Source organism: Thiohalobacter sp. COW1 (genome assembly GCF_016629505.1).
Lineage (GTDB): Bacteria > Pseudomonadota > Gammaproteobacteria > Thiohalobacterales > Thiohalobacteraceae > Thiohalobacter > Thiohalobacter thiocyanaticus_A.
Genome location: NZ_AP024239.1, coordinates 661,292 through 679,720 on the forward strand (window position 1 = coordinate 661,292; position 18,429 = coordinate 679,720).

Sequence of the window (18,429 nt, forward strand, 5' to 3'; positions counted from 1 at the left end):
CCGCGCTGATGCGCTGGTTGCTGCTGATCCTCGGCCTGATCTTCCTCGGCCTGCAGTACAAGCTGTGGGTGGGGGAGGGCAGCCTGGCCGAGGTCTGGCACCTCAAGGGCGCGGTCGCGGAACAGGGGGGCGAGAACGAGGAACTGCGCGAGCGCAACCGCGCCCTGGACGCCGAGGTGCAGGACCTCAAGCAGGGACTGGAAGCGGTCGAGGAGCGTGCCCGCAGTGAACTGGGCATGATCCGCGACGGCGAGACCTTCTATCAGGTCATCGAGTCCGACAGGAAAGAAACGGATGATTAGCTCTGTAGGTCGGGTTAGCGCAGCGTAACCCGACAGGGCTGCCTACGGGTGTCGGATTACGCCCTGACGGGCTGATCCGACCTACGGGACCTGGACACCTGCTTATGTCACACAGCCAACGCTACTGGGCCGTCGTCCCCGCCGCCGGCATCGGCCGCCGCATGGGCGCCGAGGTGCCCAAGCAGTACCTGCCGCTCGGGCGCCAGACGGTGCTTGAACACACCCTGGATGCCCTCTACGAGGAGCCGCGCATCCAGGCCGTCTGCGTTGTCCATGCTGTCGACGATCCCTACTGGAAGACACTGCGGTATTCGGCTCCGCGTCCCCTCATCGAGGCGCCGGGCGGCGCCGAACGCAGCGACTCCGTCCTCAGTGGCATTCTCAACCTGCTCACGCAGGCGCACCCCGACGACTGGGTGCTGGTCCACGACGCCGCCCGGCCCTGCCTGCGGCGCGAGGATATTGCAAATCTCATGGATACCCTGACTGAGGACGAGGTCGGCGGCCTGCTGGCCGTGTCCACCCGCGACACCATGAAGGAGGCCGACGACCAGGGCCGCGTGGTCGCCACCCTCGATCGCAGTGTCATCTGGCACGCGCTCACCCCGCAGATGTTCCGGCTGCAGACCCTGCACGAGGCCCTGGTCCGCACCCGCGACGACGCCCGGCCCGTGACCGACGAGGCCTCCGCCGTCGAACACCTTGGCCTGAAACCGAAACTGGTCGAGGGCCACGCCGACAACCTGAAGATCACCCGGCCCGAGGACCTGGCCCTGGCCGGATTTTATCTGCAACAGCAGGAGCGGTTATGAGAATCGGACAGGGCTTCGATGCCCATGCCTTCAAGCCGGGCGGCCGGCTGGTGCTGGGCGGGGTCGAGATCCCGCATGATCAGGGGCTGGAAGCCCACTCCGACGGCGATGTCGCCCTGCACGCCCTGTGCGATGCCCTGCTGGGTGCCGCCGCCCTGGGCGATATCGGCCGGCACTTCCCCGACAGCGATCCGCAGTACAAAGGCGCGGACAGCCGCGTGCTGCTGCGCGAGGTCATGCAGAAGATCGCGGCGAAGGGCTACCGTGTGGTCAACGCCGATCTCACCCTCATCGCCCAGGCCCCGAAACTCGCCCCCTATATCGAGACCATGCGCGCCAACATCGCCGCCGATCTGAACCTCGACCCCGACGGCGTCAACGTCAAGGCCACCACCACCGAGCGGATGGGCTTCACCGGCCGCGGCGAGGGCATCGCGGCCTTCGCCGTCGTGCTGATTGAAAACCTGTAGGACGGGTTTGGTGATCGTTGTCGGGTTACGCTACGCTAACCCGACCTACGAAGTGCAGGAGCAGAGTAGGTCGGGTTAGCCCGTGAGGGCGTAACCCGACAGGGTTCCGCCGCAACGGGCACATAGCTCGGGTTAGCCCGCAGGGCGTAACCCGACAGGATTCCGCCGGGACAAGTACGTAGGTCGGGTTAGCCCGCAGGGCGTAACCCGACATATGCCGCGTCTGTTCAGAAAACATGCAGCTACCAACAGAATAACAACCGCAGATGAGCATCACCCGCAAACAGATCTTCGAAACCCTGACCCTCGCCCGCGGCCGCGAACTCGCCGCCGATTTCGGCATCGAGGGCCTCACCGGCCTGAACAAACCCGATTTCGTCGCCATCCTCAGCCGCAAGCGCAGCCTGCCGGTCGAGTACCTGCTGCACGCACTCAAGCGTGCCGAACTCAAGACCCTGTGCGAGGCGCAGGGCCTGGACAGCAGCGGCCGCGAGAAGCAGCCCCTGATCGACCGACTGCTCGGCAACGAGCCGCCCGAGCCTGAATCAGAGCCCGAAACCGAATTCGAATCTGAACCGCCCGCCAGACAGGCAACCCCCAAACCCAGGCCCGCGCCACGTCCGGCCGGCCGCAAACGGGAACCGACCGCCCCAATGTTCGAGCAGACCTTCAAGAACATCGATAACGTCCTGTGGAAGGAAGCCGGCTGCGCCACCGAGCTGGACTACACCGAGCAGACCTCCTGGATGCTGTTTCTCAAGTATCTGGACGACCTGGAACGCAGGCGGGCCGATGAGGCGGAACTCCGGGGCAGGAACTACGAGCCCATCATCGAAGAGACCTTCCGTTGGTCCAGCTGGGCCGCGCCCAAGGACGAGGAGGGCAATTTCGATCACGACAATGCCCTGACCGGCCCCGATCTGATCACCTTCGTCAACACCGAGCTGTTCCCCTACCTGCAGGGCTTCCGCGAACGCGCCGCGAACACCGACACCATCGAGTACAAGATCGGCGAGATCTTCAGCGAGATCCGCAACAAGTTCCAGAGTGGCTACAGTCTGCGCGACGCCCTGGAATATGTGGACGCACTCAGCTTCCGCTCCCAGAAGGAGAAGCACGAGCTGTCGCATCTGTACGAGGCCAAGATCCGCAATATGGGCAACGCCGGGCGCAACGGCGGCGAGTACTACACCCCGCGGCCGTTGATCCGCGCCATGATCCGGGTGATCGACCCGCGGATCGGCGAAACCATCTACGACGCCGCGGCCGGTTCCTGCGGCTTCCTGTGCGAGGCCTACGACTACCTGCGCTACGGCCCCGAGGGCCCGGACGGGGCCAACCATCCGAAGCTCTCCACCCAGGACCTGGAAACCCTGCAGACCCGCACCTTCACCGCCAAGGAGAAGAAGAGCCTGCCCTATGTCATCGGGCTGATGAACATGATCCTGCATGGCATCGAGGCGCCCAACATCATCCACACCAACAGCCTCACCGAGAAGCTCGCCGACATCCAGGAGAAGAACCGCTTCGACATCATCCTCGCCAACCCGCCCTTCGGCGGCAAGGAGCGCAAGGAAATCCAGAACAACTTCGATATCAGGACCGGCGAGACCGCCTTCCTGTTCCTGCAGCACTTCATCAAGCACCTCAAGGCCGGCGGCCGGGCGGCCATCGTCATCAAGAACACCTTCCTGTCCAACTCCGACAATGCCTCCCGCGCCCTGCGCCGCGAGCTGCTGGAGAACTGCAACCTGCACACCATCCTCGACTGCCCCGGCGGCACCTTCCTCGGCGCCGGCGTGAAGACGGTGGTGCTCTTCTTCGAGAAGGGCAGGCCCACACAGAACATCTGGTATTACCACCTCGACCCCGGCCGCAGCCTGGGCAAGACCAGCCCCCTCAACGACGACGACCTGCAGGAATTCGTCGAGCTGCAGGCGAGTTTTGCCGACTCCGATGAATCCTGGACCGTGAACATCGAGGACATCGACCCGGAGACCTGGGACCTGTCGGTGAAGAATCCCAACAAGGTCGAGGAGGATCCCCTGCGCGATCCGGAGGTCATCATCAACGAGATCGAGACGCTGGATCGGGAGAGCGAGGAGATTCTGGAAGGGATTAGGGGGATATTATGAATGGAGGATGGGAAACGGTAAAACTAAAGGATGTTTGTGCGATCGATAAAACGAAACATTCTGGTAGGTCGCTTCCATATGTTGGGCTTGAACATATTGAAAGCGGGACAGGTAGATTTCTTGGGGAGTATTCACCGGTCGATGTCAAAAGTTCAACGTTTCAATTCGGGCCTGAGCATGTCTTATATGGTCGTCTCCGACCATATTTAAATAAGGTTCTTCTGCCTGATTTCGAGGGGCACTGTTCTTCGGAAATTTTTCCACTAAAGCCGAAGAAGCCTTTAGATAAGCGTTTTCTGTTTTATTGGATTACTTGGCAGCCAGTGGTTGACGAAATCGATAAAACAAGTACTGGCGCAAGAATGCCAAGGGCGAATGTCAATCAATTGCTTGAATTTGATTTATTGCTACCGTCTCTCGACGAACAAAAACGCATCGTCGCCATTCTCGACGAGGCCTTCGCGGGGATTGAAACGGCTATCGCCAATACCGAAAAGAACCTCGCCAATGCGCGGGAGTTGTTTGAGAGCTATCTTAATTCGGTATTTCGCAACCGTGGAGAAACGTGGAAAGAAGTACTAGTGGAGGAGGTGTGCGATTCTATAATCGACTGCATCAACAAAACGGCTCCTCAAGTAGAGGGTCCTACACCATTTAAAATGGTCAGAACTACCAATGTCCGGGATGGAAGAATCAACCTGGATTCGGTCAAATATGTAACAGAAGAAATCTATCACAAATGGACTCGTCGTCAGATTCCCCAAAGGGGCGATGTAATCCTTACAAGAGAGGCCCCGATGGGGGAAGTGGGTATGCTTGATACTGAAGAAAAAGTATTTCTTGGGCAAAGATTGGTCTCTTACCGCGCGAATCCTCGTTTGTTAAACAATCGGTTCCTGTTGTATGGCTTTCAATCCAACTGCATGCAATCTCAAATACATGCATTAGCATCTGGATCTACTGTTCAGCATATGCGGGTTCCGGACTCGAAAAAGCTAAAGATCTCTTTGCCTGCGTTGCATGTTCAGCGAGAAATAGTGCAACGCTTGGATTCTCTTTTGGATGAAGTGAAAAGAATTGAGTCAATTTACCGGCAAAAACTCACCGCCCTCGCTGAACTCAAACAATCTCTCCTGCGAAAGGCCTTCTCCGGCGAACTGACGGCGGACAAGGCCGAAGACGAGGTGCAGGTGGCCGTGGCATGACCCGCCCGTAGGTCGGGTTAGCCCGGAGGGCGTAACCCGACGGGGGTGGCGTTGGGGTGTGTCGGGTTACGCTGCGCTAACCCGACCTACAATCCGGCCTACGGGGCGGTGATCTACACAACGAACAATTGGCAATTACGACAAGGATGTCGTTATGAACTACCGACGCAATTTCGTGGCGGGCGGGTGTTTCTTCTTCACTCTGGTGACGGCCGGCCGCCGGCCGATTCTGACCCGCATGAATTCGGTCGCTGTGCTGCGCGAGGCCTTTCGGTCGGTCCGGGCCCGGTATCCGTTCCGGATGGACGCGGTGGTGATCCTGCCCGATCATCTGCATTGCATCTGGACGCTGCCGGAGGGCGATGCGGATTTCGCCACCCGCTGGCGATTGATCAAGACGGGGTTCACCCGGCATTGTGATCCGTTGTTGCGCGGAATGGCTTCGCAGCGCCAGGCGAAAAGAGGCGAAGGCGGGGTCTGGCAGCACCGCTACTGGGAACATACGCTGCGCGACGCTGACGATTATGTGCGGCATGTGGAATATATCCATTACAACCCGGTGAAGCATGGTTATGTGGGGTCGGCCGCGGATTGGGCCTGGTCGAGTTTTCATCGGTATGTCGGGATGGGGGCGTATCCGCCTGATTGGGGTGGTGGGTGCGTGGATTTTGAGGGCGTTGGGCGGGAGTGACCGCCGTGTCGGGTTACGCTGCGCTAACCCGACCTACATCAGCCGCGCTTCATTTTCGTAGGTCGGGTTAGCCCGTAGGGCGTAACCCGACATGGGGTAATAAGAAGATTTTCCTGACCGGGTTTTGACTCGGGCCGGGACAACCGATATTGTGTTGCTTAATAATTTATCAAAAACAATACATTAAGAAACCCGGACACGACAATATTCCCTGATCGGGTTTTGATTATCTGATGGCTGTCAGCAATGAATGAAGCCGAAACCCGCGCCGAACTCATCGACCCGGCCCTGAAGGAGGCCGGCTGGGGCGTGGTCGAGGGCAGCAGATCCAGGCGAGAGGTGATTATTGCGCCCGGTCGCCTGATCGGCGGTGGCCGTCGCGGGCAGCGGGATATCGCGGATTACGTTCTGACCTATAGAGGGCAGAATCTGGCGGTGATCGAGGCCAAGAAGCGCGGCCTGCCGGTGACCGAGGGCCTGGGCCAGGCCAAGCGCTACGCCGAACGGCTGCAGGCGCGTTACGCCTTTGCCACCAACGGCGAGGGCATCTATCGGGTGGACATGCACACCGGCGAGGAAGGGCCGGTGGAGGCCTGGCCGGAGCCGGATGATCTCTGGCACGCGACCTTCGCCGAGCGCAAGGTCTGGCGCGAGCGCTTCGGGGCGGTGCCGTTCGAGGCCCGGGGCGGGGCCTGGGAGGCGCGCTACTACCAGCACAACGCAATCAACAGCGCCCTGGAGGCCATCGCCGACGGCCGCGACCGCATCCTGCTCACCCTGGCTACGGGTACTGGCAAGACGGCCATCGCCTTCCAGATCGCCTGGAAACTGTTCCACGCCCGCTGGAGCCTGGCGGCACGGGAGAGCGGGGAGCCGGGGCGGTTGCCTCGTATCCTGTTCCTGGCCGACCGCAACATCCTGGCCGATCAGGCCTTCAACGCCTTCTCGGCCTTCCCCGACGACGCCCTGGTGCGGATCGATCCGGAGAGTATCCGCAAAAAGGGCCAGGTGCCCAAGAACGGCAGCCTGTTCTTCACCATCTTCCAGACATTCATGAGCGGGCGCGACGCCGAGGGCAATCCGCAGCCCAGCTTCGGCGACTATCCGCCGGATTTCTTCGATTTCATCGTCATCGACGAGTGCCACCGGGGCGGGGCCAACGACGAAAGCACCTGGCGCGGCATCCTGGAGTACTTCAGTCCCGCCGTGCAGCTGGGGCTGACCGCCACGCCCCGGCGCGACGCCAATGCCGACACCTACGACTACTTCGGCGAGCCGGTCTACATCTATTCCCTCAAGGACGGCATCAACGACGGCTTCCTCACCCCGTTCAAGGTGCGCCAGATCGCCACCACCCTGGATGAGTATGTCTACACCTCGGACGACCAGGTGGTGGAGGGCGAGATCGAGCCGGGCAAACGCTACACCGAGGAGGACTTCAACCGGGTCATCGAGATCGAGGCGCGCGAGAAGTACCGGGTGAAGCTGTTCCTGGAGAGCATCGATCCGCGCGAGAAGACCCTGGTGTTCTGTGCCAACCAGGAACATGCGCTGGCGGTGCGGGACTTGGTCAACCAGCTGAAATCCAACTCCGATCCGCACTACTGCGAGCGGGTCACCGCCAACGACGGCGCCGAGGGCGAGCGCTGGCTGCGGGCCTTCCAGGACAACGAGAAGATCATCCCGACCGTCCTCACCACCTCGCAGAAGCTCTCCACCGGCGTGGACGCCCGCAATGTGCGCCACATCGTGCTGATGCGGCCGGTGAACTCCATGATCGAGTTCAAGCAGATCATCGGCCGCGGCACGCGGCTGTTCGAGGGCAAGGACTATTTCACCATCCATGACTTCGTGAAGGCCTATGAGCACTTCGAAGACGAGGAATGGGACGGTGAGCCACTGCCGCCCGAGCCCTGTAGCCGCTGCGGCAACAGCCCCTGCACCTGCGTGGTCGACCCGCCCCGGCCCTGTCCAGTCTGCGGCCAGCGGCCCTGTGTGTGCGAGAAACCACCGCCAGAGGCATGTCCCGTCTGCGGCGAGTATCCCTGTGTCTGTGAAAACCGCACCCGGGTGAAGGTCAAGCTCGCGGACGGCAAGGAACGGACCATACAGCACATGGCCGCCACCAGTTTCTGGAGCCCGGACGGCAAACCCATTTCAGCGGCCGAGTTCGTCGAGCGGCTGTTCGGCGAGCTGCCGGAACTGTTCCGCAACGAGGATGAGTTGCGCGAGCTGTGGAGCGATCCCGACACCCGTCGCAGGCTGCTGGCGGGGCTGGAGGAGAAAGGCTATGGCATCGACCAGCTGCGCGAGATCGGGAAGCTGATCGAGGCGGAGAACAGCGATCTGTACGATGTGCTGGCCTACATCGCCTTCGCCCTGCCGCCGGTGACCCGGGCCGAGCGGGTGGCGCTTCACCGCGAGGACATATTCCGGCCCTATGATTTTCATCAGCGAGAATTTCTGGATTTTGTGCTGAATCACTATATCGAGCGCGGTGTCACCGAGCTCGATACCGAGAAGCTGCCGCAGCTGATCACACTGAAATACAATACAGTTGATGATGCGGTATATGAGTTGGGCGAAGTGAAAAATATTCGGGAAGTTTTTGTCGGATTCCAGCGTAATCTGTATTGAGTGTCGGGATTGAGTTGAATTTTTGTCGGGTTACGCTTCGCTAACCCGACCTACGGGATAAGGCAGGGTGTTGACGTAGGTCGGGTTGGCCCGCAGGGCCTAACCCGACGGGATCCCGGTGAGGTAGGGTAGGTCGGGTTAGCCCGAAGGGCGTAACCCGACAGGGTGTAGGAATGCAATGGCTGTATCCATGTTGAACATGAACCGAACGGTAATGATTCTCATATTCTTGGCGCTGGCCGGCTGCGCCGCCAGCCCGCCGAAACAGCAGCATGATCTGTGCGCGGTGTTCGATCAGCACCCCGACTGGTACGACTACGCCAAGGCCTCGGAGGAGAAATGGGGCGTGCCGGCGCATATCCTGATGGCCTTTGTGCGGCATGAGTCCAGCTACCGTCACGATGCCAAGCCGCCGTTCGAGTGGTTCCTGTTCATCCCGCTGGGGCGGCCCTCCTCGGCCGAAGGCTACGCCCAGATCCAGGATCCGGCCTGGAAGGACTACCGACGCGAGACCGGCGGCCTGTTCAAGAGCCGCTCGGACATGGAGGATGCGCTGGATTTCGTCGGCTGGTATAACCACAAGAGCAGCAAGGTGCTCGGCATATCCAAGTGGGATCCGAAGAACCTCTATCTCGCCTACCACGAGGGCCGCGGCGGCTACCGCCGCGGCACCTGGCGCAACAAGCGCTGGCTGCTGCGTGTGGCCGAGCGCGTCGATCACACCGCGCGTGAATACGGTGCCCAGCTGCGGCGCTGCGAGGAACGGTTCAAGTGCCGGAGGTGGTACCAGGTAGGGCCGTTGTGCGGCTAGACCGCAGTGCAGGCGGACCTCAGGGCCTGGAGACCACGAAATCGCTGGCGCTGAATTTTGCCCAGTCGTTGTAGCGGATGGCGCGCCAGGCGTTTTTCCAGTCGAAGCGGTTGCGGTCGAATTTGATCACGAAATAATTGCCGGTCTCGATGCGGACATAGAGCACGCCGTCCTGCGTGCGCAGAAAATCATGGATGGCCATGATCTGTTGCGTGCCTTCCGCGCCCTCGGCGTAGAAGGTGCCGATGCGGTATTCCGGCGGTTCGGGCTCGCGGGTGAACAGCCCTGACAGTGTATCCGGATGCGTGCGCAGATAGATGCTGGTCGCGACAACCAGGAACAGGGTGGCGCTGAAGATCAGGGCCCAGACCGGTCGGGTGATCATGGCGGACTCCATTGTCGGCGCTCCCAGACCTCATGCCGCGGCGCCGGTGTATGATACGAGCCTCATCCGTTGATGCATGTTCCTGAGCCAGAGTCTATCCAAGCATCCATGCCGTAATTGTGAACGGCATCACAAAATTCCGGACGGCGTCTGCGGGTCAGTTGCCGGGTGCAGCATTCCCGCTTGCGGCTCGCCGCGAGCCGCGGGCGAGCCTTCTACCGTGGCGTGTTGCGGCATCCCGGTATCGAAGTGGTTGTCATCGACTCCGTCGGACAGGCGCAGGAACACCCCGAGGGCGGCCAGCAGCAGGGCGGCGCTGACGATGATGGCAACGGGGTAGAACAGGTTGCCGGCCATTTCCAGCTGGCTGTACTTGATCACCATGAGCAGCCCCTCGAGCGCCAGTGCGATACAGACGATGCTGATGAAGCGGGGCAGGGTGCGGCGCAGCACCACGATGACATGGCTTTCGTCGTTGCGGTATTCCTTATGCACGACCAGCCCGAGTTCGAAGGTGGCCAGGGCGACGACGGCCGTGTTGATCGCCTTGATGAATGCCTCGACCAGATCGGAATCACCGACGAAGCCGTGCCAGATACTGGCCGCCGTGATGCCGGTCAGCACAAGCGTCAAAACGAAGAAAACCCCGGTAAAGATGAATACCATCATGCACCGGAAATGATTCAGGGACAGGATCCGTTCCATGATCGCTCCGTTGAATTGCGGATACTGCAGCCGTTCGTGCTAAATCGCGATTACGGGTGCCGGGTCATGATAGGAGTCTGATCGGTGGCGGCCATGATGGCCGTCACAGTCTGGAAACCGTCCATAAAACCGTCATCCGGTCGGAGGGTTGATGCATGTCAAATCCTGCCAGCGTGTGCAGGCTTAGACTGCCTCACGTCGTACCGATATGCCGGAGCAGGCCATGTCTTACGTGCACGCCGCATGCATGCCAGATCACTTTGATCTGAACAATCCCGCTGCCTTTGTGCGCTGGGCTGAGGCCCGGCTGGCCGCTTATCCACGTCGGCTGGAAGACCTGGTGGTTGAGATCGGCGATCCCTATCGCCTGACCCCGGCCGAGTACAATGCGATGGCCGAACGCATCCGCCACGCCAACATGGCGCTCTACGCCGGTCCGCCGGGCATGGACCGCGACGTGGTGACGGCCCTGGGGCGACGCTTCGGTCTGCGGCGGCTCGATCGCAACTGGCTGGCGGATGCCGACGGCCTGACCCCGCTGAGCGTGGCAGCCGATGGAACCCGAAGCGGCTACATCCCCTATACCGACCGCGCCATCAGCTGGCATACCGACGGTTACTACAATGCGCCGGATCGGCAGATCCGCGGGCTGCTGCTGCACTGTGTGCAACCTGCAGCGGCCGGCGGCAGCAACGGGCTGCTCGATCCCGAGCTGGTCTACATCCTGCTGCGCAATATCAACCCCGACTATATCCGGGCGCTCATGATGCACGATGCGCTTACCATTCCTGCCGGTACCCAGGAGGGCGGGGTCCCCCGACCGGCCCGGGCCGGGCCGGTATTCAGCGTCGATCCGGCCACCGGTGCCCTGCACATGCGTTATACCGCGCGTCAGCGCAATGCGGTCTGGAAGGAGGATGGGCTGGTTCAGGAGGCCAGGGCCTGTCTGGAATCCCTGCTGCGGGATGAGTCAACCAGCTGCATCCTGCGCGGTACCCTGCAGTCGGGCATGGGCCTGATCAGCAACAATGTGTTGCACGACCGGGCCGCCTTCACCGATGCCGTCGAGCAGCCCCGGCTGCTGTTCCGCGGCCGCTACTACGACCGCATTGCGCTTGCCTGAGTGTCGTCCAACCAACGTTCTCATCAGTCACTGCTTTCCCGTGACAGCCGGTCGTGCAGATAACGGCGCAGCTGGGCAGCGTTGTGAAAGGCATGACCCGCCGCGTCGTTGTTGAAGTAGGCGTACAGATCCATTCCATCCCGGACCCGGTCGGCCAGCCGCTCCGCCTGTGCCGTCAGATACTGGTGGCTGTAGCGGTGGGCATAATCGATGCCGTGATAACGCAGATAGAGCCAGTCGGCGGTGGCGATCCGGGGGTGCTCTGGCAACAGATCGTGGATGCACAATCCCACCCCGGCCTCACGCAGCCGCTCGAATACGGTATCATCCAACCATCCCGGATGGCGCAGCTCCAGGGTCCAGCGGTAACCGGACGGGAGGCAGGCGAGCAGGCCGTCCAGGCGGTCGAGGTTCGGGCCCCAGTGGGGCGGGAGCTGGATCAGCAATGGACCGAGTGCGTCTCCCAGCAGCCGGGCGCGTTCGAGGAAGCGTCTGACCGGCTGCTCCGGCGTCTTGAGGTATTTGACATGGGTGAGATAGCGGCTGACCTTGAGGGCGTAGACAAAGCCCGCCGGTGCGGCTTCGCGCCAGCGGCGGAAAGTGTCCGCCTCCGGCAGCCGGTAGAAGGTGTTGTTGATCTCGACCGTGTCGAAGCGGTGGCAGTAATAGTCGAACCAGGCCCGCTGCGGCAGCTTCTGCGGATAGACCGGGCCGCGCCAGTGCCGATACTGGTAGCCGGAGGTGCCGATGTGAACCCGTCCCGTCATGCCTGCCCATAGCTGTTTGCATATTTCGTGAACATCCCAGGTTGGGTCAGCCCGAAGGGCCTGACCCAACCTGCAACTCCATATGTTCACCGTTTACGCAAGTCTCAGAAGGATAGCGAATGGAATATCATCCTGCCTTCGGCCCGCCGCTCGGCCGCGCCCGCCTGCGCCTCGAGCCGGAGGATTTCGTCGTCATCGAGCAGCCGCTGGTGGAGCCGGACGGCGAGGGCGAGCATGCCTGGTTGTGGGTGCGCAAGCGCGGCCAGAACACCGACTGGGTGGCCGGCCGGCTGGCGCGCCTGGCCGGGGTGAAGCCACGCGAGGTCAGCTACGCCGGGCTGAAGGACCGCCACGCCGTGACCGAGCAGTGGTTTTCGGTGCAACTGCCGGGGCGCGCGGATCCCGACTGGTCCGCGCTGGATGCCGAGGGCGTGACCGTGCTCGAGGCACGGCGGCACTCGCGCAAGCTGCGCCGGGGCGCGCTGCGCGGCAACCGCTTCCGCCTGCGGCTGCGCGACTTCACCGGCGATGCCGTGGCGCTGGCCGACCGGGCCGGGGAGATCACCGGCCGTGGGCTGCCCAATTTCTTCGGTGCCCAGCGCTTCGGTCGCGACGGCGGCAACCTCGAGGCGGCCCGGCGCATGTTCGCCGATCCGCGCCGGCGCCTGCCGCGACACAAACGCAGCCTGTATCTGTCCGCGGCGCGCAGTTACCTGTTCAACCGGATACTGGCCGAACGGGTGCGCCGCGGTGACTGGGATCGCTGCCTGTCCGGCGATGTGATGCAGCTGGACGGGCGCAGCGCCCTGTTCGCCGTCCCGGCGTGCGATGATGAGATTCAATCCCGCCTGGCCGCGCAGGAGATCCATCCCACCGGGGCGTTGTGGGGGCGGGGCGAGTCGCTGGCTGGCGAGGAATGCGCGCGGCTGGAGGCGGCCTGCCTGGAACCGGAAGCCGGACTGTGCGAGGGACTGGAACGGGCGGGAATGGAACTCGATCGCCGCGCCCTGCGGGTGCGGGTGGAGGGTTTGCAGGTGACGCCGGAGGGCAATGATCTGTGGCTTGAGTTCGGCCTGCCCGCCGGCAGCTATGCCACTGTGCTGCTGGAGCAGCTGGTGGAGTGGGCATGATGCCTGCCCGCGGGTAGGATGGGTGGAGCGCAGCGCAACCCATCGCCCGTTGCCGGGTAGCGTGCCGATGGGTTACGACGCTGCGCGTCTTCACCCATCCTACCTTGTTATATGTTCACCGCAGGGCCTTGAGCAGCACATAGACCGCCCCGGTGCCGCCGTCCACCGGTCGGGCCGAGCAGAAGGCCAGCACCTCGTCGCGCTGCTGCAGCCAGCGGGCGACCTTGTGCTTGAGCACCGGGATGCGCTGTACCGAGCCGTGGCCCTTGCCGTGGATGATGCGCACGCAGGTCTGCTGACTGCGCCGGCAGCGGTTCAGGAAGGCCACCAGGGCCTGGCGCGCCTCCGGTACCCGCATGCCATGCAGGTCGCACTCGGCGGCGACCGCGAACTGGCCGCGCCGCAGCCGCTTCAGCAGCCGGTGCTGCAGGCCGGGCCGGGCGAACAGCAGTTCCTCTCCGGTCTCCAGCTCGGCCGGGTCGTATTCGTCGGAGAGCATGTCGTGCAGCACGGCCAGATCGTCCTGCTCACGGAACTGCGGCCGAGGCGTCGGCGGCGGCGGGCGCAGTTCGATCCGGTCCCGGCGCAGGGGGCGCACCGGCCCGACACTGTCCCGGAACAGCGCCCGGTCGGCCTCGGTCAGGGTCGATTTGGGGCGACGCGGCTTGCTCATGGGGGCATCTTGCCACGAACCCCGGCGCAATGACCATGCGACAGGTCGCCGGGCTTCCAGTATGATTTCATTCTGGTACAACGCGACTTTTTCGAATCACTCTATGCACCTGCTTCTCAGCAACGACGACGGCTATCATGCCCCGGGCCTGGCGGCCCTGGCCGAGGCCCTGCGCCCGCTGGGGGACATCACCGTGGTCGCCCCCGACCGCAACCGCAGCGGCGCCTCCAACTCCCTCACCCTGGACAGCCCCCTGCGCATGACCCGCCAGGACAACGGCTTCTACAGCGTCGATGGCACCCCCACCGACTGCGTGCACCTGGCCATCACCGGCCTGGTGGAGCAGGAACCGGATATCGTGGTCTCGGGCATCAACGCCGGCGCCAACATGGGCGACGACGTGCTCTACTCCGGCACCGTCGCGGCGGCCATGGAGGGCCGTTTTCTGGGATTGCCCGCGATTGCGGTCTCCTGCGTGGCCGCCCAGCCCCAGTTCTTCGACACCGCCGCCCGGGTGGCGCGCTGGCTGGTGGACAAGCTGCAGCGCGACCCGCTGCCGGCCGATACCATCCTCAACGTGAATGTGCCGGATGTGCCCTGGGAGGATCTGACCGGCTTCCAGGCCACCCGGCTCGGCCATCGCCACAAGTCCGAGCCGGTCATCCGCATGGAGGATCCACGCGGCCGGCCGATCTACTGGGTCGGCCCGGCCGGGGCCGAGCAGGACGCGGGGCAGGGCACCGATTTTCATGCCGTGCGTCACCACGCGGTCTCGATCACCCCGATCCAGGTGGATCTGACCCGCTACGACGCCCTGGACAAGGTGGCAGGCTGGCTGGAGCAGTAGATGCGCAAACAGTACGACGGCATCGGCATGACCTCGCAGCGCACGCGCGACCGGCTGGTGCAGCGGCTCAAGGACAAGGGTATCAGCAACCCGGCGGTACTGGAGGTCATGCGCAAGACGCCGCGCCACCTGTTCGTGGACGAGGCGCTGTCCAGCCGCGCCTACGAGGACACGGCCCTGCCCATCGGTTACGGCCAGACCATCTCCCAGCCCTACATTGTCGCGCGCATGACCGAGGAGATCATGAAGGGCAATCCGAAGACGGTGCTGGAGGTGGGCACCGGCTCGGGCTACCAGGCCGCCATCCTGGCCCAGCTGGTGGAGAAGGTATTCACGGTCGAGCGGATCGATCCGCTGCTGCGCCAGGTGCGCCAGCGCCTGCGCAGTCTGGGGCTGCACAATGTCCAGCTCAAGCACAGCGACGGCAGCATCGGCTGGGCCTCCAAGGGGCCGTTCGACGCCATCCTGCTCACCGCCGCCCCGGAGCAGATCCCGACCGCCCTGCTGGAGCAGCTGGCCGACGGCGGACGCATGGTCGCACCCATCGGCAGCGCCCGCGAGCAACGCCTGGCGGTGATCACCCGCCGCGGCAATGTCTGCGAGCAGGAGAACCTGGAACTGGTCAGCTTCGTGCCGCTGCTGGGGGGGCTGGGCTGATGCGCCTGTTCGGCGGCCTGTATACGCGGGTGATGCGCTGGTCGCGGCATCCGCATGCCGAGCGTTACCTGGCCGGGCTGAGCTTCGCCGAATCGTCCTTCTTCCCCATCCCGCCGGACGTGATGCTCGCCCCCATGAGCCTGGCCCGTCCCGACCGGGCCTGGCACTACGCCGGGCTGACCACACTGGCCTCGGTGCTCGGCGGCATCCTCGGTTACGCCATCGGCGTGTTCGCCTTCGAACTGGTCGAGCCGCTGCTGCACGAGGCCGGCTACTGGGACAAGTATCTGCATGCCCGTGACTGGTTCGCCGAGTGGGGGTTCTGGACGGTGTTCATCGCCGGCTTCTCGCCCATTCCCTACAAGATCTTCACCATCGCCGCCGGCAGCCTGTCCATGGCGCTGTTTCCTTTTATCATCGCCTCGGCCGTGGGGCGCGGAGCGCGCTTCTTTCTGGTGGCCGGTCTGCTGGCCTGGGGCGGGCCGCGGCTGGAGGCGGCCCTGCACCGCTATGTCGAGGCCCTGGGCTGGCTGGTGATCGGCGGCGGGGTGGTGGCCTATCTGTTGCTGAGGGGCTGATGCGGCGGGTGCTGTCGCAGTTCGTCCGGTTGCTGCTGCTGGCGGTCCTGCTGGGCGGGTGCGGCGGGCGTGCGCTGGCCCCGGTCGGTGTACGCGGCGAGCCCGATCTTGACCGGCCGTCCTACCACAGCGTTGAGCGCGGCGAGAGCCTGTATTCCATTGCCTGGAAATACGGCCTGGACTACCAGCAGCTGGCCAGCTGGAACGGCATCGGTTCGCCCTACACCATCTATGTGAATCAGAGGCTGCGGCTGCGCCCGGCCGCGCCCTCGGCCCGGGCAGATTCCCGGCCGGCACCGGCTCCGGCATCGCGCCCGGCCCCCGCCCCCGAACGGGATATCCGGGTCCGTTCCAGCCCCGCCCCGCGCGCCCCGACGACCGCCCCTGACCGTTACAGCTATCCGGATCGGGTCAGCACCTGGCGCTGGCCGGTGCAGGGCCGGATCCTGCGCCCGTTCGACCCGAACTCGCCCGGCAAGAAAGGCATTACAATAAGTGGGGAAAAAGGCGAAAAAATCCGCGCGGCGGCGGCGGGAAGAATCGTCTACAGCGGCAGTGGACTTGTCGGTTATGGCAGGCTTATCATCGTGAAGCACAGCGAGGATTATCTCAGTGCCTATGGTCACAACGACAAGCTGCTGGTCAGCGAGGGCGATGTGGTCAAGGCCGGGCAGGTGCTGGCCCTGATGGGCAGCAGTGGGACCAGCCGGACCCAGCTGCACTTCGAGATCCGCCGTAAAGGCAAGCCGGTGGATCCGCTGCAGTACCTGCCGCGTCGCCACTGATGCAGTCTTGCCGGGATAATGAAGCGAGGGGAATCCCATGGCAAAGAATCCGAAGGTCGACATTTCCGCCAGCGGCATCCAGGCCGCACAACTCGAAGACAACGACGAAGACCCCGAACTTGAACAGCCCGCAGCCGAAGAGGAGGTCGTGTTCGAGGCCGGTGCCGTGCCGGATCACCAGATCGATGCCACCCGGCTGTACCTGAACGAGATCGGCTTCGCGCCGCTACTGACGGCCGAGGAAGAGGTCTACTATTCACGCCTGGCCCAGCGCGGCGACGAGTCCGGCCGCCAGCGGATGATCGAGAGCAACCTGCGGCTGGTGGTCAAGATCGCCCGGCGCTACATGAACCGCGGCCTGGCCCTGCTGGATCTGATCGAGGAGGGCAATCTGGGCCTGATCCGCGCGGTGGAGAAGTTCGATCCCGAGCGCGGCTTCCGTTTCTCCACCTATGCCACCTGGTGGATCCGCCAGACCATCGAGCGGGCGCTGATGAACCAGACCCGCACCGTGCGTCTGCCGATTCACATCGTCAAGGAGATCAACGTCTATCTGCGTGCGGCGCGCAAGCTGGCGCAGAAACTCGACCATGAACCCTCGCCCGAAGAGATCGCCGAGTTGCTGGACAAGCCGCTCGAGGACGTCGAGCGCCTGCTGGGGCTGAACGAGAAGACTGCCTCGATGGACTCACCCATCGGCGGCGACTCGCATCGCTCGCTGCTCGATGCCCTGCCGGACGAGAACAACCCCGACCCCTCCGACCTGCTGGCCGATGATGACGTCCACGACAATCTGGACTTCTGGCTGGATCAACTCAACCCCAAGCAGCGCGATGTGGTGGAGCGCCGCTTCGGCCTGCACGGCCACAAGACCTGTACCCTGGAGGAAGTGGGAAGGGAGATCGGCGTGACCCGTGAACGGGTGCGTCAGATCCAGATGGATGCGCTCAGGCGTCTGCGCGAGATACTGGAGAGCGAGGGCTTCTCCCATGATGCGCTGTTGCGATGAATCAGGTAATCCCTGAATAATTTCCCTTTCGTCATCCCGGCGCACGCCGGGATCCAGAAGAAGCAGAAATGTAGGTCGGGTTAGCGCAGCGTAACCCTACAATACAGCGCGAATCCTGTCGGGTTACGCCTTTCAGGCTAACCCGACCTACGTCCGCTTCCCCCATGCGTATAAGGTTTGCGCTCAGATCATCATCAACGCCGCCACCACATTGCGGTCCTCCGAGGCCAGCACGGCAAAGGTGCGGCAGGCCGCGGCGGTGTCCATCACCTCCAACCCCACCCCGGCGGCCTGGACCCGGTGCATGATGGCCGCTTGCGGAAACCGCAGGCTCGCTCCCGTGCCCAGCACCAGGATCTCGGGTTCCATTCCGAGCAGGACATCGATGTGCTCCAGCTGCAACTCGGCCATGGTCTCGGGCGGCCAGTCGGTGCTCAGCCGGGTGGCCGAGATGATGAGGCTTTCCCGGTAGACATCCTCGTTGATCCGGATCTCGCCGGGGCCATAGCCGCGGATGGCGTAGCTGCCGGTATTGGTGTCCTGGGCGAAGTGCATGGACACAAGATAGTCGCCCGCGGCACCCGGGTGCAAGACGGCGTCCCGGTATGCGTAGGTCGGGTTAGCGCAGCGTAACCCGACATGTCTGTGTGGATCACGTCGGGTTACGCCCTGCCGGGCTAACCCGACCTACGGGGCTCAATCCGCGG

Annotated in this window: 20 protein-coding genes; 15 read left to right on the forward strand and 5 right to left on the reverse strand. The window is 63.3% G+C overall.

Annotated features, from left to right (window positions below):
• The first annotated feature begins 8 nt into the window (after positions 1–8).
• The 8 genes from ftsB (at position 9) to COW1_RS03050 (ending at position 9,063) form a co-directional block, all read left to right on the forward strand.
• Entirely contained in the window at positions 9–302 is a 294-nt protein-coding gene (ftsB, locus tag COW1_RS03015) for a cell division protein FtsB (RefSeq protein WP_201345384.1), read from the forward strand.
• Positions 303–406: 104 nt separating this feature from the next.
• On the forward strand, positions 407–1,114 hold the full coding sequence (gene ispD / locus COW1_RS03020) for a 2-C-methyl-D-erythritol 4-phosphate cytidylyltransferase (protein ID WP_201345385.1): 708 nt from the start codon (positions 407–409) through the stop codon (positions 1,112–1,114).
• A complete protein-coding gene (ispF, locus tag COW1_RS03025) occupies positions 1,111–1,584 on the forward strand; it encodes a 2-C-methyl-D-erythritol 2,4-cyclodiphosphate synthase (protein ID WP_096366527.1) in 474 nt (157 codons plus the stop codon). Before ispD ends, ispF begins: the two co-directional genes overlap by 4 nt.
• A gap of 653 nt (positions 1,585–2,237) precedes the next feature.
• A complete protein-coding gene (locus COW1_RS03030) occupies positions 2,238–3,719 on the forward strand; it encodes an N-6 DNA methylase (protein WP_201346028.1) in 1,482 nt (493 codons plus the stop codon).
• Positions 3,716–4,924, forward strand: a complete 1,209-nt coding sequence (locus COW1_RS03035; protein ID WP_201345386.1) for a restriction endonuclease subunit S — start codon at positions 3,716–3,718, stop codon at positions 4,922–4,924. The genes COW1_RS03030 and COW1_RS03035 overlap by 4 nt, the downstream gene beginning before the upstream one ends.
• 154 nt (positions 4,925–5,078) lie before the next feature.
• Positions 5,079–5,615: a transposase gene (locus COW1_RS03040; RefSeq protein ID WP_201345387.1), complete on the forward strand. Its 537-nt coding sequence runs from the start codon at positions 5,079–5,081 to the stop codon at positions 5,613–5,615.
• A gap of 246 nt (positions 5,616–5,861) precedes the next feature.
• Entirely contained in the window at positions 5,862–8,252 is a 2,391-nt protein-coding gene (gene hsdR / locus COW1_RS03045) for an EcoAI/FtnUII family type I restriction enzme subunit R (RefSeq protein ID WP_201345388.1), read from the forward strand.
• Between the two features lie 214 nt (positions 8,253–8,466).
• A complete protein-coding gene (locus tag COW1_RS03050; protein WP_242466483.1) occupies positions 8,467–9,063 on the forward strand; it encodes a hypothetical protein in 597 nt (198 codons plus the stop codon).
• Positions 9,064–9,082: 19 nt separating this feature from the next.
• On the opposite strand, the gene COW1_RS03055 is transcribed toward COW1_RS03050, so the two are convergent.
• Together COW1_RS03055 and COW1_RS03060 are read right to left on the reverse strand one after the other, a co-directional pair.
• The gene (locus COW1_RS03055) at positions 9,083–9,448 is read right to left on the reverse strand and encodes a hypothetical protein (RefSeq protein WP_201345390.1); all 366 of its coding nucleotides are present in this window, start codon (positions 9,446–9,448) and stop codon (positions 9,083–9,085) included.
• A gap of 129 nt (positions 9,449–9,577) precedes the next feature.
• A complete protein-coding gene (locus COW1_RS03060) occupies positions 9,578–10,153 on the reverse strand; it encodes a hypothetical protein (RefSeq protein ID WP_201345391.1) in 576 nt (191 codons plus the stop codon).
• A gap of 247 nt (positions 10,154–10,400) precedes the next feature.
• Here COW1_RS03060 and COW1_RS03065 point away from each other — a divergent pair, with 247 nt between their 5' ends.
• Positions 10,401–11,276: a TauD/TfdA family dioxygenase gene (locus COW1_RS03065; protein ID WP_201345392.1), complete on the forward strand. Its 876-nt coding sequence runs from the start codon at positions 10,401–10,403 to the stop codon at positions 11,274–11,276.
• 23 nt (positions 11,277–11,299) lie between these two features.
• Here COW1_RS03065 and COW1_RS03070 read toward each other — a convergent pair whose 3' ends face one another.
• Positions 11,300–12,043 carry a DUF72 domain-containing protein gene (locus COW1_RS03070; protein WP_201345393.1) on the reverse strand — a complete coding sequence of 248 codons (744 nt, stop codon included), beginning with the start codon at positions 12,041–12,043 and terminating at the stop codon, positions 11,300–11,302.
• A 119-nt stretch (positions 12,044–12,162) separates the two neighbouring features.
• On the opposite strand from COW1_RS03070, the gene truD reads away from it, so the two are divergent.
• A complete protein-coding gene (truD, locus tag COW1_RS03075) occupies positions 12,163–13,173 on the forward strand; it encodes a tRNA pseudouridine(13) synthase TruD (RefSeq protein WP_201345394.1) in 1,011 nt (336 codons plus the stop codon).
• Positions 13,174–13,288: 115 nt separating this feature from the next.
• Here truD and COW1_RS03080 read toward each other — a convergent pair whose 3' ends face one another.
• Positions 13,289–13,846, reverse strand: a complete 558-nt coding sequence (locus COW1_RS03080) for a Smr/MutS family protein (protein WP_201345395.1) — start codon at positions 13,844–13,846, stop codon at positions 13,289–13,291.
• A 103-nt stretch (positions 13,847–13,949) separates the two neighbouring features.
• On the opposite strand from COW1_RS03080, the gene surE reads away from it, so the two are divergent.
• The 5 genes from surE to rpoS are packed head-to-tail and all read left to right on the forward strand — an operon-like array spanning position 13,950 to position 17,722.
• The gene (gene surE, locus COW1_RS03085; protein WP_096366518.1) at positions 13,950–14,693 is read left to right on the forward strand and encodes a 5'/3'-nucleotidase SurE; all 744 of its coding nucleotides are present in this window, start codon (positions 13,950–13,952) and stop codon (positions 14,691–14,693) included.
• Positions 14,694–15,350, forward strand: a complete 657-nt coding sequence (locus tag COW1_RS03090) for a protein-L-isoaspartate(D-aspartate) O-methyltransferase (protein WP_096366517.1) — start codon at positions 14,694–14,696, stop codon at positions 15,348–15,350. It begins immediately after the preceding gene.
• A complete protein-coding gene (locus COW1_RS03095) occupies positions 15,350–15,928 on the forward strand; it encodes a YqaA family protein (protein WP_096366516.1) in 579 nt (192 codons plus the stop codon). The genes COW1_RS03090 and COW1_RS03095 overlap by 1 nt, the downstream gene beginning before the upstream one ends.
• Positions 15,928–16,713: a peptidoglycan DD-metalloendopeptidase family protein gene (locus tag COW1_RS03100; RefSeq protein ID WP_201345396.1), complete on the forward strand. Its 786-nt coding sequence runs from the start codon at positions 15,928–15,930 to the stop codon at positions 16,711–16,713. The genes COW1_RS03095 and COW1_RS03100 overlap by 1 nt, the downstream gene beginning before the upstream one ends.
• 37 nt (positions 16,714–16,750) lie before the next feature.
• Positions 16,751–17,722: an RNA polymerase sigma factor RpoS gene (gene rpoS, locus COW1_RS03105; RefSeq protein WP_096366514.1), complete on the forward strand. Its 972-nt coding sequence runs from the start codon at positions 16,751–16,753 to the stop codon at positions 17,720–17,722.
• 183 nt (positions 17,723–17,905) lie between these two features.
• On the opposite strand, the gene COW1_RS03110 is transcribed toward rpoS, so the two are convergent.
• Complete coding sequence (locus COW1_RS03110) at positions 17,906–18,313, reverse strand: Mth938-like domain-containing protein (protein ID WP_157745597.1); 408 nt, start codon at positions 18,311–18,313, stop codon at positions 17,906–17,908.
• Between the last annotated feature and the right edge of the window lie 116 nt (positions 18,314–18,429).

What these genes read in the sequence shown, in the direction of transcription:
- ftsB (WP_201345384.1), top strand. Translation starts at nt 9, where the DNA reads ATGCGCTGGTTGCTGCTGATCCTCGGCCTGATCTTCCTCGGCCTGCAG.
- ispD (WP_201345385.1), top strand. Translation starts at nt 407, where the DNA reads ATGTCACACAGCCAACGCTACTGGGCCGTCGTCCCCGCCGCCGGCATC.
- ispF (WP_096366527.1), top strand. Translation starts at nt 1,111, where the DNA reads ATGAGAATCGGACAGGGCTTCGATGCCCATGCCTTCAAGCCGGGCGGC.
- COW1_RS03030 (WP_201346028.1), top strand. Translation starts at nt 2,238, where the DNA reads ATGTTCGAGCAGACCTTCAAGAACATCGATAACGTCCTGTGGAAGGAA.
- COW1_RS03035 (WP_201345386.1), top strand. Translation starts at nt 3,716, where the DNA reads ATGAATGGAGGATGGGAAACGGTAAAACTAAAGGATGTTTGTGCGATC.
- COW1_RS03040 (WP_201345387.1), top strand. Translation starts at nt 5,079, where the DNA reads ATGAACTACCGACGCAATTTCGTGGCGGGCGGGTGTTTCTTCTTCACT.
- hsdR (WP_201345388.1), top strand. Translation starts at nt 5,862, where the DNA reads ATGAATGAAGCCGAAACCCGCGCCGAACTCATCGACCCGGCCCTGAAG.
- COW1_RS03050 (WP_242466483.1), top strand. Translation starts at nt 8,467, where the DNA reads ATGATTCTCATATTCTTGGCGCTGGCCGGCTGCGCCGCCAGCCCGCCG.
- COW1_RS03055 (WP_201345390.1), bottom strand. Translation starts at nt 9,448, where the DNA reads ATGATCACCCGACCGGTCTGGGCCCTGATCTTCAGCGCCACCCTGTTC.
- COW1_RS03060 (WP_201345391.1), bottom strand. Translation starts at nt 10,153, where the DNA reads ATGGAACGGATCCTGTCCCTGAATCATTTCCGGTGCATGATGGTATTC.
- COW1_RS03065 (WP_201345392.1), top strand. Translation starts at nt 10,401, where the DNA reads ATGCCAGATCACTTTGATCTGAACAATCCCGCTGCCTTTGTGCGCTGG.
- COW1_RS03070 (WP_201345393.1), bottom strand. Translation starts at nt 12,043, where the DNA reads ATGACGGGACGGGTTCACATCGGCACCTCCGGCTACCAGTATCGGCAC.
- truD (WP_201345394.1), top strand. Translation starts at nt 12,163, where the DNA reads ATGGAATATCATCCTGCCTTCGGCCCGCCGCTCGGCCGCGCCCGCCTG.
- COW1_RS03080 (WP_201345395.1), bottom strand. Translation starts at nt 13,846, where the DNA reads ATGAGCAAGCCGCGTCGCCCCAAATCGACCCTGACCGAGGCCGACCGG.
- surE (WP_096366518.1), top strand. Translation starts at nt 13,950, where the DNA reads ATGCACCTGCTTCTCAGCAACGACGACGGCTATCATGCCCCGGGCCTG.
- COW1_RS03090 (WP_096366517.1), top strand. Translation starts at nt 14,694, where the DNA reads ATGCGCAAACAGTACGACGGCATCGGCATGACCTCGCAGCGCACGCGC.
- COW1_RS03095 (WP_096366516.1), top strand. Translation starts at nt 15,350, where the DNA reads ATGCGCCTGTTCGGCGGCCTGTATACGCGGGTGATGCGCTGGTCGCGG.
- COW1_RS03100 (WP_201345396.1), top strand. Translation starts at nt 15,928, where the DNA reads ATGCGGCGGGTGCTGTCGCAGTTCGTCCGGTTGCTGCTGCTGGCGGTC.
- rpoS (WP_096366514.1), top strand. Translation starts at nt 16,751, where the DNA reads ATGGCAAAGAATCCGAAGGTCGACATTTCCGCCAGCGGCATCCAGGCC.